Below are 14,866 nucleotides of genomic sequence, written 5' to 3' on the forward strand. Positions count from 1 at the left end.
ATGAGGATCATCGTCAATGGCGGCGGTCCGTCGGGCCTGTATCTCGCCATTCTGGCCCGCAAGACTCTGGATGCCGACGTTACGGTCTTCGAACAGAACCCGAAAGATGCGACGTTCGGCTTCGGCATCGTTCTGGCCGACAGGGGCATGGAGCGCCTGCGGCACGCCGACGAGGAAAGCCACGACCGGATACTCGAATCGTGCTTCGTCTCCCGGCACAGGGTCGTCCGGCACATGGGCGAGAGCATCTTCATCGAGGGGGGGGATACGGTGCTGCCATCTCGCGGCTGCGCTTGCTTCAAATCCTCCAGGAGCGCGCCGCCGACTTGGGCGTCGCCGTTCACTATCAGCACCGCAACGAAAAGCTCTCCGGATCGGACGCCGACCTCGTCGTGGGCGCCGATGGCGTGAACTCCGTCATCCGCAACGGCAATGCGGAGGCCTTCGGCATGACCAGCTACGCCTTGCGGAGCAAGATGGCCTGGTATGGCACCCAGGCTCATTTTCCCTATCCCATCCTCAGCTTCCGCAAGACACCATTGGGTTATTTCTGGGCGGTGGGCTACGCTTATACGGAAACGATGGGCACGTTCGTCGCGGAATGTGATCCGAGAACCTGGGAGAATGGTTTCAAGGATCTGTCCGACGATGAGCGCACCGCCATGACCGAGGAGATCTTCGCGGAAGAGCTGGGGGGCAAGGGCGTCGTCACGAACAAGTCCCTGTGGGGGAGTCTGCCGGTCACACGTGTCAAGAACTGGTCCGTCGGCAACACGGCCCTGATCGGCGATGCTCTCGTCAGCGCTCATCCGAGCATCGGATCGGGAACGCGCATCGCCATGGAGGACTCCATCGCACTTTGCCAAGCATTACAAGTATATCCGAACGATATCCCAAAAGCACTTGGCGAGTTCCGCGCACGGCATGAATCCGGAAAGATGAAGATCGTAGCCGCCATGGAGAAGAGCCTGAATTGGTATGAAGGCATCGGCGACCGGCTCGACGTCTTGAGCCCCACCGAGCTCGTGATGGACTACCTCAATCGCACCGGGCGGATCAGCGAGGAGCGATTGAGAAAAGAGTACCCGAGTTTCATGGAGAAATATGGCAAATCTTGGCGCGCCTATACAATGGAAAAGGTCGGTTGACGCGATTACCCAACTCGCGGCACTGCACAATTCGTATCGCCGCAGATCCACTTTATACGGGTTCCAGCGATAATTCTGTAACCGTATTCCCGATCAGGTCTGGCTCCCTGCAACGACGACGTTCACTCCATTCCAGAATGTGCGCTTCACCCATTGCGCCCATTCTGGAACGATGATAGCGTTTCAAAATTAATAGCTATAATAATAGATAGATCGGCGCAAGCCGGCCGGGGGGAGGTGCAAGGGGCACCATCGGTGCCGCGGAAACGTATTGGCTTCCTCAATAGGAGGGCAGCCTCGAACCTCGGCAGCACCTCGCTTCCTGCGTGCAAGACTGGAGGCCAAGGCGTTCGCTTCGAAAGCCATGGCCACGTTCGTATGGTCGCGTATAGCTGAGTCACCAATAAAAATAGATGCGTTCGGGGCACGGCAATCACAGCTGACTTCCCTGTTCTTAAAATAAAAGTGGGAGGAATCCGTGGGGAAAAATCATCTGCTGGCGGTCGCCAGCACCGGTGTCGCACTTTGTGTCGGGTCTGCCTCAGCCTACGCCGCAAATGGAAGCCAAGTCCCGGGCTATAGTCCGGCGGCGCTTGGGATGGGTGGCGCCGGCATCGCGAATCCGATGGATTCGATGGCCGCCGTCAACAATCCGGCGAGCATGGGGGCGGTTGGCAATCGCGCGGACATCGTCGCCACCGAAATGATGGTCGGCATCCAAACGGAGATCAACGGCCGAGAATACTCGGATGCTCCGACGGCAACCATGCCCCTTCTCGGCGTAAACTATCAATATAATGAAAACATAACCTTCGGAATATCTTCATACCTTCAGGGATTTTCCGCCAATTATCATACTCCAATCCCGGAAATTTCGGGGCCATTCGGGACAAGCCCGGTAAAGTCGGCGTTCGGCGCGGCCACGCTTCTACCAACCGCGACGTATCAGTTCGCCCCCGGGCACTATATTGGTGTTTCGGCGAAGATTTCATACACTTCGTTGGAGGTGGGGGGCGCGGATGTCTTCAACATCATCAGCGGCGGCCGATTTGATGGCAGCGCCTTCGACTGGGGGATGGGGGGCGGGTTCGCGGTCGGCTATCTTGGTACAATTGCCCCGAATCTCCGGCTGGGCCTGACCTATTCCAGCCCGACCTGGTTTCAGAAGCTTAATGAATTCGCAGCGCTCCTGCCGGATGGCGGCAACGTCAATCTTCCTCAGCAGGCCGGCGTCGGCCTCGCGTACGATTTCAATCCCCAGCTGACGTTTGCGTTCGATTATGTTTGGATCAACTGGAGCGGGACACAATCTTTTGGCAATGCGACAGCAGTCAAGATTCCTTTTGGCCAAAAGGATGGCCCCGGCTTCGGCTGGAATGACCAGCATGTTTTCCGATTCGGCGCAAATTACAAAATTAATGATCAAATTCAGGTCCGCGCAGGATTTTCTCACTCGAATCACGCCATGAGCAGCAATGAGCTCTTCCTATCAACGCTCGCCCCGACATATGCGACCGACACAGTAACCGTTGGATTTACTTACAAAATTAACTCAGAATGGGATATTGTTGGCGCCTTTGCGCACGACTTCTATCAGGAGGTTTCGGGGCGCGATCTAGGCACGGGGTATAATGTTAAAGTTGGAAACGACATTAACTATGTGTCGATCGGATTTGGCAGAAAATTTTGACTGATAATCGCCCTTGACCTCACAGATCGTGCGCCGGCGGCGTGCGATCTGCTTTTTTGCCGCTTAGGTCAGGTCGTGACGGCGGGGCGCGTCAAACGCCCTGATTCGACCGGGAGATGGCGATACGAGCGAATGCTTTTGCTCTGAATTGGAGGATGGGTGAGACCATGTGCCGGATCTTTGTGCGCGTTGGAGGTGTCCCGTATGGCCGGAGATGTGTCGCCGGCTGCGACCAATCCGTCGCGGTGAACCAACTGGTTGAACATCGGATTTCCGGGAGCGGGGTCGTTCCACCCCTGCTGCTTCCAAGGCGCTCTGGCGCTGTCGAGCCGCAGCGGAAAACGTCGAACACCTCCTTTAGCTGTACCGGCGTGCGTGCAGAGGTCTGATTGGAAGCATACGATTTGAGGGGGAGACATGGCCGAGGCCTATATTGTTGCCGCCGCGCGCACGGCTGGCGGCCGTCGTAAGGGGCTCTTTCGGGCGTGCACCCCGCGGACCTTGGAGGAATCATCGTGGACGCGCTTCTCGATCGCAGCCACATCGACCCCGCGTCCATCGACGACGTGATCGTCGGTTGCGTGACCCAAGCCGGCGAGCAGGCCTTTGCGTTCGGGCGCAACGTGGTCCTCGCTTCGAGACTGCCCGATAGCGTCCCCGCCGTGACCGTGGATCGGCAATGCGGTTCTTCCCAGCAGGCTCTCCAGTTCGCGGCGCAGGCCGTGATGTCGGGAACTCAGGACATCGTCATAGCTGCCGGAGCGGAGAGCATGACCCGCGTGCCCATGGGGTCGAACTATACATTGCACAGCCAGGCCGGGCTCGGCATAGGCCCGTGGAGCCGCAAAATCCTCGAGCGTTATGGGGTCGGTGAGTTCAGCCAGTTCATCGGCGCGCAGATGATCGCCGACAAATACGGTCTCAGCCGCGGGATGATGGATGAATACGCTTTGCGCAGCCACGGGAAGGCCGCAGCCGCCATCCGGAGCGGCGCCTTCAGGGGTGAGATCGTCGCGGTTCCGATAGAGGCGGGCTTGTTTGTCGAGGACGAAGGCGTGCGCTTCGATGCGTCCATCGATGCCATGGGAACCGTGAAGCCCATAAAGGAAGGCGGCACCATCACGGCCGCCAATGCGAGCCAGATGACGGATGGGGCTTCCGGGGTTCTGGTCGTGAGCGAGAAGGCGCTCAAGACGCACAATCTCGCCCCGCTCGCCCGCATCCACACGCTGGCCGTTACTGCGGGGGATCCGGTGGTGATGTTGGAGGAGCCGATCCGGGCCACCCGCAAGGCCCTGGAGCGCGCGGGCATACATCTCGCCGACATCGATTTGTTCGAGGTCAACGAAGCGTTCGCATCCATCCCCATGGCATGGCTCAAGGCGCTCGATGCCGATCCCGAAAAGCTGAACGTGCACGGTGGTGCCATTGCGCTCGGCCACCCTCTTGGCGCGTCGGGAACCAAGCTTATGACGACCCTCATCCACGCCCTGCGTGCACGCGGCAAGCGGTACGGCCTGCAGACCATGTGCGAAGGCGGCGGTATTGCCAACGTGACCATCATCGAGGCGCTGTGACCAGTTTGCTCGGCTAGTCATCCCTCGGCCCCAGTGGGCGCGCGTTCAATTTCTGCTGCTTCGACCGCCGGGACAGCGGGCCGGGAGCGTGCAACCAAGGCGAGATAGACCTCTGGCGCGATACACAACGGATAAAGACGTGTCGAAATGGAAAAGCATATTGTGATCGTAGGCGCCGGCCATGCCGGTGGAACGGTGGCTGCGATGCTTCGGCAACTCGCGCACAAAGGTCGAATTACATTGATCGGCGAAGAGATGCTCGCGCCCTATCAGCGCCCGCCATTGTCCAAGGATTTCCTTAAGGGTCTGGTGGACATCGAATCTCTGAAACTCAAGCATGACGAATTCTATACGGCGCACGCGATCGACCTCAAACTGAACGTCGCGGTTGAGGCCATCGATCCTCTGACGAAGACAGTAAGGTGCCAGACGGGCGAGATCCTTGCCTACGATATCCTGATCATCGCCACGGGTGCGCGCGCACGCCCATTGGACGTGCCGGGGCACGATCTTGCCGGCATCTTCACCCTGCGCAACGTGGCCGATGCCCAGGCATTACGGCGGGCTCTCGAGCCGAGCTGCCGATTGGCGATCATCGGTGGTGGCTACGTGGGGCTGGAGGTTGCCGCGTCAGCCCGCGCCCTGGGCGTGGAAGTCACAGTCCTGGAACGAGATACGAGAGTTCTCGCCCGGGTTGCGAGTCCAGTGCTTTCGGAGTTTTTCATTGAGCAGCATCGCGCTCATGGGGTCGAGATTTTGTGTGGCGTTAACCTTCTGGGCTTTGAAGGGTGTCAGGGAAAGCTCTCGGGGATCCGCCTGTCGGACGGTCGCCTGATTTCCTGTGATAGTGCCCTGGTCGGCATTGGCGCTCAGCCCAATGAAGAGATCGCACGTCGGGCCGGGCTCGCATGTCCCGGTGGCATCGAGGTTGACGAGGCCACGCGCACCTCCGATCCCTTCATCTACGCCATCGGCGACGTCACATTCCGTCCCTTGCCGCTGTATGGCAGCCACAAGTGCCGTGTCGAAAGCGTACCGAGCGCCATCGAGCAGGCAAAACAAGTGGCTCATGCCATAGTCGGTCGCCCGCCTCCACCTCCGGAGGTGCCGTGGTTCTGGTCGGACCAGTACAATATCAAGCTACAGATTGCAGGTATTGCTATCGGCGCGGACCAAAACATACTGCGTGGCACGCGTGCAGACGGAAAATTTTCCGTCTTCCATCTTCGTGGGGATCACGTCGTGGCGGTCGAGGCGATCAACTCCACTCCGGATTTCATGCTGGGACGGCAATTGATCGCGCGAAAAACCCCGATTTTAGCTAACAATATTAATGACATTTCGAAGCCTCTGAAGGAAACAATATATGCGTTTTGATAGTATAACCCAGGCCGGCGACCAGCTCCTCGCTCTTCAGGCCCAGCAGCTCACGGACCTTCCCGCGCTTCTTGCTGCCAACGGACGGGCCCAGCCCTTCGCCGTTGACGTCCTCCCGTCGTGCGATGGCCTCCACGATCTCCCGGCTCCCGAGAAACACGCCGACACGACCATTGGGCAACGCGGGCGTGTCCTTCGAGGAGGGAAACCGCGCGTGCGCCGCATGGCGGGCGGCGTCAGCCGGCAGCCTGCCAAGGGTTGAGGACAGCCAAGCCTGCCGTCTCGAAGGGTGCGGCGTCACGGGTCGCGACAACGAGGCTGCGGGATGCCGCGATGGCGGCGATGAAGCCGTCGGCCTTGCCGATCGCCGTGCCCCGTTTGCGGGCTTGCGCCATGAGGCGGGCATAGGCTTCGGAGGCGGCGAGGTCGAACGGCAGCACGCGATCGGCAAAAAGCGGCAACACCTCATCTTCGAGCCGCGCACGGAGCCTGTCCCGGCGCTTGCCCGCCGGGAGCACGGCAATGCCGAAACGCAGCTCGGCCAAGGTGACTGCCGAGAGATAGAGCGTTTCGATGGCTTGGGCGTCGATCCATGCGATGACGCGGGCGTCCGGCACCTTTGTCATCGGCTCCGAAATGACGTTCGTGTCGACGAGGATCATCAGTCGAAGCTGATCGGATCGGCAGGCGCCTTGTCGCGCGCGATCGCGCTCTCGAAGATGGCCCGTTCCTTGTCGCTGAGCCTTGCCTCGCGGCCGATTTCGGCCGGAAGGGATACGAGCCGGATTCGCCCTTCCGGTTTTGCCGCCTGTTCCAGAATGTCCCGCACCTCGGCCTCGGTGCTGCGGCCGTGGCGTGCCGCACGCACCTTGAGTGCGCGATGGGTCTCGGCGGAGCGGTTCCGGATGGTGATGGCCGGCATGACGATCCGCCAGTGCCTTCGCCGGGGCGGCGTCCTCGATGCCGTCCGCATGGCCCGCGAGGTGCGGGCCATGCGGACGGATGTCGAGGCAATGGGCGTCGACGCCGCGATAGAAGGTCCGCGCGGCGAGGGCATGGGTGACGGCGATCAACGCCATGTCCGGCTGCCCGCCAAGGGCGAAGCGCAGGCCGAGGGTGCGGTGGCCGTGAGGTCGCGCACGAGAAGGTCGGACAGCGGCTTGCCCACATCCCCGGCGTCCTCGTCATCCGCGTCATCTTCGACGATCTCGCCATCCTCGGTGACCATGGCCCGGGACAGGAGCTCTACGCCACCGACGTCAAGGCGCCGCCGGACGAGCTCGACGGCTTGCCGCCAGCCCTCAGCCCTGAGGAGCAGCGCCAGCAGCAGGAGAGCGAGGCCGCACGGACGGGACGTCTGCTCGCCGAGACGAATACGCGGCCTCTCGTGATTTGAAAAATTCTCATGAATAGTTCCGGCGTTTGTCATTTATTGCGAAACTGAGGAGCGCGCTTTTCAGCGAAGGCTGCCATTCCTTCCTTTTGATCAAGGGTTGCAAAAAGGGCTTGGAAGGTCCGGCGCTCGAACAGAAGCCCCTCCGAGAGAGATGTCTCAAAGGCCCGGTTGACGGCTTCCTTGATCGCCATCGTATTGATGCGGGATTTTGTCGAGATCGCTTCGGCGACGGCCTGCGCTTCGGCGAGCAGATCCGAAGCGGGTACAACCCTCGAAACCAGCCCGGACCGTTCCGCCTCCGATGCCTCCATCATCCTGCCTGTCAGGCAGAGATCCATCGCCTTTGCCTTGCCGACGGCACGAACGAGGCGCTGCGTCCCTCCTGCCCCCGGCATGACTCCGATCTTCACTTCCGGGAGGCCGAATCTCGCCGTATCCGCAGCAATCACGACATCGCACATCAGCACGACTTCGCAACCGCCACCCAGCGCATAGCCCGCGACCGCGGCAACGAGAGGTTTGCGCATGCGGGCGACCGCATCCCAGGAGGCGAGGAAATCCTCGATAAATGTCTCCGGATAGGTGCGCTCGCCCGCCTCCTTGATGTCCGCCCCTGCCGCGAAGGCGCGCTCGGATCCAGTGAGTACCACGCAACCGATATCCGGATCGGCTCCGAACGCGGCGAGGGCGCTCGCGATCTCCCCCACCATCGCGGCGTTGAGCGCGTTGAGTGCGTCCGGCCGATCTAGGGTGATCCATCCCACCCGGCCAATGACCTTCGTTCGGATGAGTTCGAATGGCATCGCCCTGCCCTCCTGTTTAGGTGCATTCACCGCGTACGTTCCAGAATGCTGAGGTCGTTCGCGACGGCCGCGCCGCCCATGTTGAAGATCCCGCCGAGCCCCGCATAACTGAGCTGGATGCCCGGCGCCTTTCCCGCGAGCTGCATTGCCGCCATCACATGCATCGACACCGGTGACGCCGATCGGATGGCCCGTGGCCCTGAGACCGCCAGACAGGTTCACCGGCAGCCTGCCATCTGGTTCGCTCCAGCCTTCCGGAATCGCACGGCGCCCCTCTCCGGCGGGCGTGAGGCCCATCGCCTCGTATTCGATCAGCTCGGCGACCGTGAAGCAGTCACGCGCGTGGAGGGGCTGAAGCGAAGGGCTTGGTCCGTCTGCAGAGCAAGGGGCGCGGGGAAGCCCTGCGGGTCGAGACCCTGATTGCAATGGCCGACCACGATCTCGTCGACCTCTGCCGGTTCCACCCCGGCACGTGCCAAAGCCGAGGAAGTAACCCACCGATCAGACTCTCGAGCGTATCGCCATCCAGCTTTCCAAATCGAGTGTGCGACCAACAAATGATATGTCCAAGCATTGTCGGGCGATTCCAATTTCATCAATTCAACCGATGAGAGTAACTGCGCGAATTTTTGTTTCCATGTTTTAAGAAACACGCCGGGCGACGGCCGCCCGGCGTGGTATTCGATCAGTTGCCACGCGGCCTTATCTGGACCTGGAACTCTCGCCAAATATCCGGAAAGCGCTCGGAGAACGTCGCGGCAACCTGAGAGACGGCTTCACGCCACGGCTTGAGATCCGTCACGGTGACAATGGCGGCCCCCTTCGCTGCCATGTCCTTCAGGATGGCCGCGTCATCCGCCTCCATGCGTTCCCAGCCTTCCGTGATGTCCGCGCGGGCAGCCGCGAGCAGCGCCTCGCGATCAGCCGCCGGAAGGCGTTCGACAGCATCCTTCCGGGCCACCAGCGCGTAGGTGATCATCATCAGGCCAGGCGCGTGGGTGGCCTTGGGCGCTGTCATCCCGAGCTGCGAGGTCCAGGCGCCAGGGGAGGTGAAGACCCCGTCGAGCGCGCCGCGCGCGAACGCCGGCTTCATCTCGGGAATGGGCAGCACGACCGGCTCCGCGGAGAGTCGGCGCATGATCTCCTCGTAGATGCCGGCGCCGGCCACCCGGATCTTCAAGCTCTTGAGGTCCGCGGACGTGGCGACGCGCTTGTCGCGGAAGACGAAGAGCTGGTCCGCCCCGCGCATCAGGCCGATGACCCGCAGCTCCTGCTTCTGCGCGAGATTGTCGAGCAATTCCACCACGCCACGCCGCGTGGCGGGCCGGGCCATGGCGGTGTCGTCGAGAGCGAAAGGCAGGTTGATGAAGCCGAAGCGGGGATCGAGCCGCTCGAGGTTCGCGGCATTGACGAAGGTGAGTTCGGCTTTCCCGTCCTTCAGCGCCTCGATGGAGGCAAAGCCGGGATAGATGGTGCCACCGGGGTTCGCGGTCAGCGTCAACCGGCCCGAGGTCGACTTCGCCACCGAATCGACCATCGCGGTGAAATAGGGTACGCGCGGATGGTTGAGCGGGATGTCGAAGACGAGCCGCAGCTCTTCTGCCGACGCGGGCGCCGGAGCGGCAACGAGGGGGGCGAGTGTCATCACCGCCGCCATCGCGAGGCGGCCGAGGTCTCTGTTCATGGGCATTTCCTCCTGCTTTGCGCGCCTTGGTGCGCGTCGTTCGCCTAAACTGCCGGTCACCTCTGGCCACGTCTCAATAAGGCAGCGGCCAGCGCCGCAGACGCTCCTTCGCCTTCAACGCGAGGCGGGCGAGGCCGTTGGGCTCGATGATGAGAAAGGTGACGATGAGGCCGCCGAAGATCATCAGTTCGAGATTGGCCAGCACGTCGGGCTTCAGCGCCTCGCCGAACAGGGTGGCGGCGTTGGCGATGGCCACCGGCAGGAGCACGATGAAGGCCGCGCCCAGGAAGGAGCCGAGGATGGAGCCGAGGCCGCCGATGATGATCATGAACAGGATCTGGAAGGAGCGGTGGAGCGAGAAGGCCTCGATCTCCACATTGCCGAGATAGAGGAACGCCCACAGCGCGCCGGCCACCCCGCAGCAGAAGCCGGAGACCGCGAACGCGGTAAGCTTGGCCCGGGTGGTGTCGACCCCCGTCAGTTCCGCCGCCGTCTCGTGGTCGCGCACCGCCATCAGGGCGCGGCCGGCGGAGGAGCGGATGAGGTTCTTCGCCACGAAAGCGAGGGCGACAACCGTCGCGAATGCGACGAGGTACCGGGACGGCACGGACGAGAAGCCGAAGCCGAATAAAAAGAGCGTCGGAGTGGAGACGACGCCGGAGGGGGTGTTCAGCACGAGCCACGGGAGGTGGGTGCAGATCCATTCGATGAAGAATTGCGCGGCAAGGGTCGCCACCGCCACGTAGAAGCCGCGGATGCGCAAGGAGAGGAGGCCGAAAGCGAGCCCCACGGCCCCCGCCACCAGCCCGGCCAGCGCGAAGGAGACCGGAAAGGGCAATCCGGGCAGCCGGATGACGAGGTTCACCGCCGCGTAGGCGCCCACCGCCATGAAGGCGCCGGACCCGAGAGACAGCTGTCCCGCATAGCCGGTGAGGATGTTGAGGCCGATCGCTGCCAGCGACAGGATGAGGAAGGGCAGCAGGATGGAGCCGAGCCAGTAGGGGCCGGCCACCAGCGGCACCACCAGCGCCCCCGCCGCCACCAGGATCACCACCGCCCAGCGGTCGAGAGCGACCGGGAAGATGGCCTGCTCCTGCGCATAGGTCGTCTTCAGCGCGCCGGCGTCACGGTAGAACATGGGTCAGACCCTCGCGATGCGCGCGGCGCCGAACAGGCCGGCGGGGCGGATGAGGAGGACGGCGATGGCCAGCGCATAGGGAAACCAGTTCTCGATGCCGCCGCCGACGAATGGACCGAGATAGATCTCGGCGAGTTTCTCGCTGACGCCGATGACGAGGCCCGCGACGATGGCGCCGGCGATGGAGTTGAAGCCGCCGAGGATCATCACCGGCAGCGCCTTGAGCGCCACCAGGGTCAGCGCGAACTGCACCCCCAGCCGGGCGCCCCACACCAGGCCAGCGACCAGTGCGATGAAGCCCGCCGCGCCCCACACCACCGCCCAGATGAAGCCGAGCGGCACGCCCGCCACCTGCGCCGCCTGGGTGTCGTCGGCGACAGCGCGCAGCGCGCGCCCGACCTTGGTGTAGGAGAAGAAGGCCGAGAGCACCGCCACCAGCACCGCCGCCATGACCGCGGCGGAGAGATCGAACTGGGACACGAGGATGCCGCCGATCTCCACCGGTTCGTCGGAGATGCCGAGGTCCAGCCCGCGCACCCGCGTACCCCAGATGAGCTGGGCGAAGCCCTCCAGGAAGATGGACAGGCCGATGGTGGCCATGAACAGGATCATGTGATCCTGCCCGACGAGGGGGCGCAGCACCGTGCGCTCGATGGCCACCGCCAATGCCAGCATGGCGGCCAGCGCCAGGAGGAATGCGGCCCACATGGGCAGGCCGAATTCCAGGAAGCCCACGAAGGTCAGCGCCGCGAACAGCACCATGGCGCCCTGGGCGAAGTTGAACACGCCGGAGGCCTTGAAGATGAGCACGAAGCCCAAGGCCACCAGCGTGTACATGACGCCGGAGAGCAGGCCGCCCACCACCACTTCGAGGAAGAAGGAGAAATCGCTCATGTGCTGTTCCTTCAGGCGGCCTCGCCCACTGCGGCGGAGCCGAGATAGGCGGCGATGACCTCGCGGTCGGCGCGCACCTCGTCCGGCGTGCCGTCGGCGATCTTGCGGCCGTAGTTGAGGACCACGACGCGGTCGGACAGGCCCATCACCACGCCGATGTCGTGCTCGATGATGAGGATGGTGGTGCCGAAGCTCTCGTTGACCCGGCGGATGAAGCCGCACATGTCGCGCTTCTCCTCGTGGGTCATGCCGGCCATGGGCTCGTCCAGCAGCAGCAGGCGCGGCTCGGTAGCGAGCGCGCGGGCGAGCTCCACGCGCTTCTGGACACCGTAGGGCAGGCTTGCCACCGGGGCCTTGCGCAGGTGCTCCAGCTCCAGGAAGGCGAGGATGCGCTCCGCCGCCTCCCGCTCGCGCCGCTCCTCCGCGGCGGTGGAGGGCAGGCGCAGCAGCTTGCCGAGAAGCGTGCCCCTGAAGCGGGCGGCGCGACCCACCAGCACGTTGTCGATCACGTTCATGCCCTTGAACAGGGAGACGTGCTGGAAGGTGCGGCCGATGCCGGAGCGCGCGGCGAAGGCCGGGCGCATGCGGGCGCGCACCTTCCCGGCGAAGGTGATGGAGCCGGCGCGCGGATGGTAGACACCATTGATGACGTTGAGCAGCGAGGTCTTGCCCGCCCCGTTCGGCCCGATGATGGAGAGGATCTCACCCTCATGGATGGCCAGCGAAACGTCGGTGAGCGCCTTCACGCCGCCGAACGCCACCGCCACGTCACTCACCGCCATGAGCACCTTTCCCTGTGCGCGGGAGGCGCGCTGGGTCCGGGTGTCGTCGGCCGCGAGGACAATGGCGGTGGGCATGGCGTGCCGCACCTCGCCTTCCAGCGTCAGCTCCTGCGGGCCGAAACCGTCCGGCGCCAGCTCCAGCGCGACGATGGAGACAGGCTGCCGGTGGCTCTCCGCGACGAGGCGGGCATTCACCCGCTCCACCGCCGTAGCAGCACGGGCGCGGGCGGCGGCGCCATCCTCCGTGTCGCCGGCCATGGGGGCGAGCGCGATACGTGCGCGCAGACCCACCGGGTCGCGGGTGACGCGGGCGCGGTCGATGCCGGCCTCGCCACGGAGCAGGGCTTCCACGTGCCGCAGCAGGCTTGCCGCATCGGCCGGCGTGCCGGCGCGGGAAAGCGGGCTGCCGTCCTCGGCGAGGCCGAGGTCCATGTCCAGCGGCAGGCCGAAAGTCATGAGGCGGGTGGCGGCGGCCGACCCCAGTTCGCCGGAGGTGACAAAGGCGAGGCGGCAGGCGCTGATCCCGAGGGTGTTGCGCAGCGGCGCCGCGAAGACGAGGCCGGCGCCGGGAACGCCATTTTCCGCCGCACGAGCGAGCGCCCGCACCAGCGGCCCGCCACCCGACAGGCGGCGTCCCGCATCGCGATCGATCAGCTCGAACACGCGAGCGGGCGCGGGCAGCACGGTGGGCGCCACCACCCTGAGGTCGATGGGGAAGCTCGCCGGCCCTTCCACACAATGCACGCAGCAGCCGGACAGGAGCGGCTGCACCAGGCTGCCCGCCGCGTCCGCGATGCCGGAGGCGGGCAGGAAGGCCATGAGCCGGTCGGATGAAGCAAGCTCCAGCCGCGACACCGCCGCCTTGCCGGCGGCAAGCAGGCGCCGGTGGGAAAGCGCCACGGGGCGGGGCGCCCCGTCCGCGCCGTCCGTGTGCAGGACGAGCGCGGTCTGGTCACCATCGACGGTGGCGGCGCGCCAGGCGAACCAGGCGATGCCATCCTCGCGGGCCTCTTCCGGTGATGGCCCCAGCTCGTCGAGGCGCAGCACGGAGGCGCGGTTGCGGCTCACGGCGCGCCACGCGCGGGCGGCCTCCTCATTCTCGCACAGGACCAGGGCGGGATCGGCCTCGGGCGCACCGTAGCGGCGCAGGAATTCCGGCCCGAGCGGCATCACGGCGGCGCCGAGGCCTTGCGCTCCGAGAGCAGCGGCATACAGCTCCGGCCGGTTCTCGCCCACGCTCACCAGCAGGCCCGCGCCGGTGAAGCCCGCGCCGTCGAGCAGGCGGGCCATGGCGGCGGTGCGGGCGAGATAGTCCGCGAACGTCCACGTGCGCCAGATGCCGCCCGTCTTGTGGCGCAAGGCCGGGCGCGCGGCATGGTGGCGGGCGGCCGCGACGAGAGCCCCGGGCAGCGTCTCGCCGGGGGGCGCGTCCGCCTGTCCGACCGCGAGCGTCGTATGGTCGAGGGCATGGTTCATGGGAGGAAAGGTCCCTTCGGCCATGGAGTTCAGGAGAGCCAGCGCGGGCGCCGACGGGCGGCGAGGGTCGCACTGCCGGCCTCGGCGGACGCATCGAGCCCGAGATAGGAGGCGCGGATTTCCGGATCGGCGGCGAGCGCCGCAGCCGGCCCTTCGCGCACCACCCGACCACTCTCTACGAGATAGCCGTAGGTGGCGTAGCGCAGGGCAACGGCGGCGTTCTGCTCGGCGAGGAGGAAGGTCATGCCTTCGTCCACGTTGAGCTGGCGCATGATGGAGAAGATCTCCTCCACCAACAGCGGCGCGAGGCCCATGGAGGGCTCGTCGAGCAGGATCATGCGCGGACGGGCCATGAGGGCGCGGCCGATGACACACATTTGCTGCTCGCCGCCGGAGAGGAGGCCGGCGGCCTGGAGCCGACGGTCCTTCAGGCGCGGGAAGTAGCGGTAGACCATGTCGAGGCTGTCACCCACCCCACGGTCGCGGCGGGAGAAGGCGCCGACCTTCAGATTATCCTCCACCGACAGGGTGCCGAAGGCGTGCCGGCCCTCCATCACCAGGGAGAGGCCGCGCCGCGCGAGGTCGGAAGCGTCGAGCCCGTCGATGCGCGCGCCGTCGTAATGGATGGCGCCGCGCGTCACCTCGCCCCGCTCCGACCGCAGGAGGTTCGCCACCGCCTTCATGGTGGTGGTCTTGCCCGCCCCGTTGGCGCCGAGCAGCGCGACGATGCCGCCCCTCGGCACTCTGAGCGTGAGGCCGCGCAGGACAAGCGCCAGACGCGCATACATCACCTCGATGCCGGCGATGGACAGCAAGGGGCCTTGCTCGCTCATGGCGTGCCTCTCCCTGGGATGGTTCCGGCACCGGGGCGGGCGAAGCCCGCGCTCCGGCGCGCTGCGGT

General features: G+C 64.5%; 12 protein-coding genes and 4 pseudogenes. 5 read left to right on the top strand and 11 right to left on the bottom strand.

All coding sequences use genetic code 11. The features are described 5' to 3' along the window. From EZH22_RS02095 to EZH22_RS02115, 5 genes and pseudogenes are all read left to right on the top strand, one after another. The gene (locus EZH22_RS02095; RefSeq protein WP_203194165.1) at window positions 1–411 is read left to right on the top strand and encodes an NAD(P)-binding protein; all 411 of its coding nucleotides are present in this window, start codon (window positions 1–3) and stop codon (window positions 409–411) included. After that, window positions 327–1,148, top strand: a complete 822-nt coding sequence (locus tag EZH22_RS02100) for an FAD-dependent monooxygenase (RefSeq protein ID WP_203194166.1) — start codon at window positions 327–329, stop codon at window positions 1,146–1,148. Before EZH22_RS02095 ends, EZH22_RS02100 begins: the two co-directional genes overlap by 85 nt. A gap of 478 nt (window positions 1,149–1,626) precedes the next feature. Further along, a complete protein-coding gene (locus EZH22_RS02105; protein ID WP_203194167.1) occupies window positions 1,627–2,838 on the top strand; it encodes an OmpP1/FadL family transporter in 1,212 nt (403 codons plus the stop codon). A 417-nt stretch (window positions 2,839–3,255) separates the two neighbouring features. Then, window positions 3,256–4,415 (top strand): annotated as a pseudogene (locus EZH22_RS02110) (acetyl-CoA C-acetyltransferase). A 147-nt stretch (window positions 4,416–4,562) separates the two neighbouring features. Then, complete coding sequence (locus EZH22_RS02115; RefSeq protein WP_203194168.1) at window positions 4,563–5,792, top strand: NAD(P)/FAD-dependent oxidoreductase; 1,230 nt, start codon at window positions 4,563–4,565, stop codon at window positions 5,790–5,792. A gap of 236 nt (window positions 5,793–6,028) precedes the next feature. Here the strand turns inward: EZH22_RS02115 and EZH22_RS02120 are convergent, their stop codons facing one another. The 11 genes and pseudogenes from EZH22_RS02120 to EZH22_RS02165 form a co-directional block, all read right to left on the bottom strand. Continuing rightward, window positions 6,029–6,454 (bottom strand): type II toxin-antitoxin system VapC family toxin, encoded by a 426-nt coding sequence (locus EZH22_RS02120; protein WP_203196334.1) that lies wholly within the window; start codon window positions 6,452–6,454, stop codon window positions 6,029–6,031. Then, a complete protein-coding gene (locus EZH22_RS02125) occupies window positions 6,454–6,714 on the bottom strand; it encodes a FitA-like ribbon-helix-helix domain-containing protein (protein ID WP_203196335.1) in 261 nt (86 codons plus the stop codon). The genes EZH22_RS02120 and EZH22_RS02125 overlap by 1 nt, the downstream gene beginning before the upstream one ends. Further along, window positions 6,707–7,017: pseudogene (locus EZH22_RS02130) on the bottom strand (chromosome partitioning protein ParB); the annotation flags it as partial. The gene EZH22_RS02125 and the pseudogene EZH22_RS02130, both read right to left, overlap by 8 nt. Window positions 7,018–7,217: 200 nt before the next feature. Beyond that, window positions 7,218–7,991, bottom strand: a complete 774-nt coding sequence (locus EZH22_RS02135; RefSeq protein WP_203194169.1) for an enoyl-CoA hydratase — start codon at window positions 7,989–7,991, stop codon at window positions 7,218–7,220. Window positions 7,992–8,017: 26 nt separating this feature from the next. Then, window positions 8,018–8,339, bottom strand: a pseudogene (locus tag EZH22_RS31570) (thiolase C-terminal domain-containing protein); the annotation flags it as partial. A gap of 337 nt (window positions 8,340–8,676) precedes the next feature. After that, window positions 8,677–9,675 (bottom strand): TRAP transporter substrate-binding protein, encoded by a 999-nt coding sequence (locus tag EZH22_RS02145; protein ID WP_203194170.1) that lies wholly within the window; start codon window positions 9,673–9,675, stop codon window positions 8,677–8,679. Window positions 9,676–9,748: 73 nt separating this feature from the next. Then, window positions 9,749–10,813, bottom strand: coding sequence for a branched-chain amino acid ABC transporter permease (locus EZH22_RS02150; RefSeq protein WP_203194171.1), 1,065 nt, complete (start codon window positions 10,811–10,813; stop codon window positions 9,749–9,751). A 3-nt stretch (window positions 10,814–10,816) separates the two neighbouring features. After that, entirely contained in the window at window positions 10,817–11,707 is an 891-nt protein-coding gene (locus EZH22_RS02155; RefSeq protein WP_203194172.1) for a branched-chain amino acid ABC transporter permease, read from the bottom strand. Between the two features lie 11 nt (window positions 11,708–11,718). Beyond that, the gene (locus EZH22_RS32765; protein ID WP_408647758.1) at window positions 11,719–12,564 is read right to left on the bottom strand and encodes an ABC transporter ATP-binding protein; all 846 of its coding nucleotides are present in this window, start codon (window positions 12,562–12,564) and stop codon (window positions 11,719–11,721) included. A 513-nt stretch (window positions 12,565–13,077) separates the two neighbouring features. Next, a pseudogene (locus EZH22_RS32770) lies at window positions 13,078–13,989 on the bottom strand (AMP-binding protein); the annotation flags it as partial. 5 nt (window positions 13,990–13,994) lie between these two features. Next, window positions 13,995–14,798 (bottom strand): ABC transporter ATP-binding protein, encoded by an 804-nt coding sequence (locus tag EZH22_RS02165; protein WP_203194174.1) that lies wholly within the window; start codon window positions 14,796–14,798, stop codon window positions 13,995–13,997. Window positions 14,799–14,866: the final 68 nt, after the last annotated feature.

The sequence above is a fragment of the Xanthobacter dioxanivorans genome (genome assembly GCF_016807805.1).
In the GTDB taxonomy this organism is placed as follows: Bacteria; Pseudomonadota; Alphaproteobacteria; order Rhizobiales; family Xanthobacteraceae; genus Xanthobacter; species Xanthobacter dioxanivorans.

Excerpts from the sequence above, each read along its gene's own strand:
- EZH22_RS02095 (WP_203194165.1), top strand. The coding sequence starts at position 1 with ATGAGGATCATCGTCAATGGCGGCGGTCCGTCGGGCCTGTATCTCGCC.
- EZH22_RS02115 (WP_203194168.1), top strand. The coding sequence starts at position 4,563 with ATGGAAAAGCATATTGTGATCGTAGGCGCCGGCCATGCCGGTGGAACG.
- EZH22_RS02120 (WP_203196334.1), bottom strand. The coding sequence starts at position 6,454 with ATGATCCTCGTCGACACGAACGTCATTTCGGAGCCGATGACAAAGGTG.
- EZH22_RS02125 (WP_203196335.1), bottom strand. The coding sequence starts at position 6,714 with ATGCCGGCCATCACCATCCGGAACCGCTCCGCCGAGACCCATCGCGCA.
- EZH22_RS02135 (WP_203194169.1), bottom strand. The coding sequence starts at position 7,991 with ATGCCATTCGAACTCATCCGAACGAAGGTCATTGGCCGGGTGGGATGG.
- EZH22_RS02145 (WP_203194170.1), bottom strand. The coding sequence starts at position 9,675 with ATGAACAGAGACCTCGGCCGCCTCGCGATGGCGGCGGTGATGACACTC.
- EZH22_RS02150 (WP_203194171.1), bottom strand. The coding sequence starts at position 10,813 with ATGTTCTACCGTGACGCCGGCGCGCTGAAGACGACCTATGCGCAGGAG.
- EZH22_RS02155 (WP_203194172.1), bottom strand. The coding sequence starts at position 11,707 with ATGAGCGATTTCTCCTTCTTCCTCGAAGTGGTGGTGGGCGGCCTGCTC.
- EZH22_RS32765 (WP_408647758.1), bottom strand. The coding sequence starts at position 12,564 with ATGCCCACCGCCATTGTCCTCGCGGCCGACGACACCCGGACCCAGCGC.
- EZH22_RS02165 (WP_203194174.1), bottom strand. The coding sequence starts at position 14,798 with ATGAGCGAGCAAGGCCCCTTGCTGTCCATCGCCGGCATCGAGGTGATG.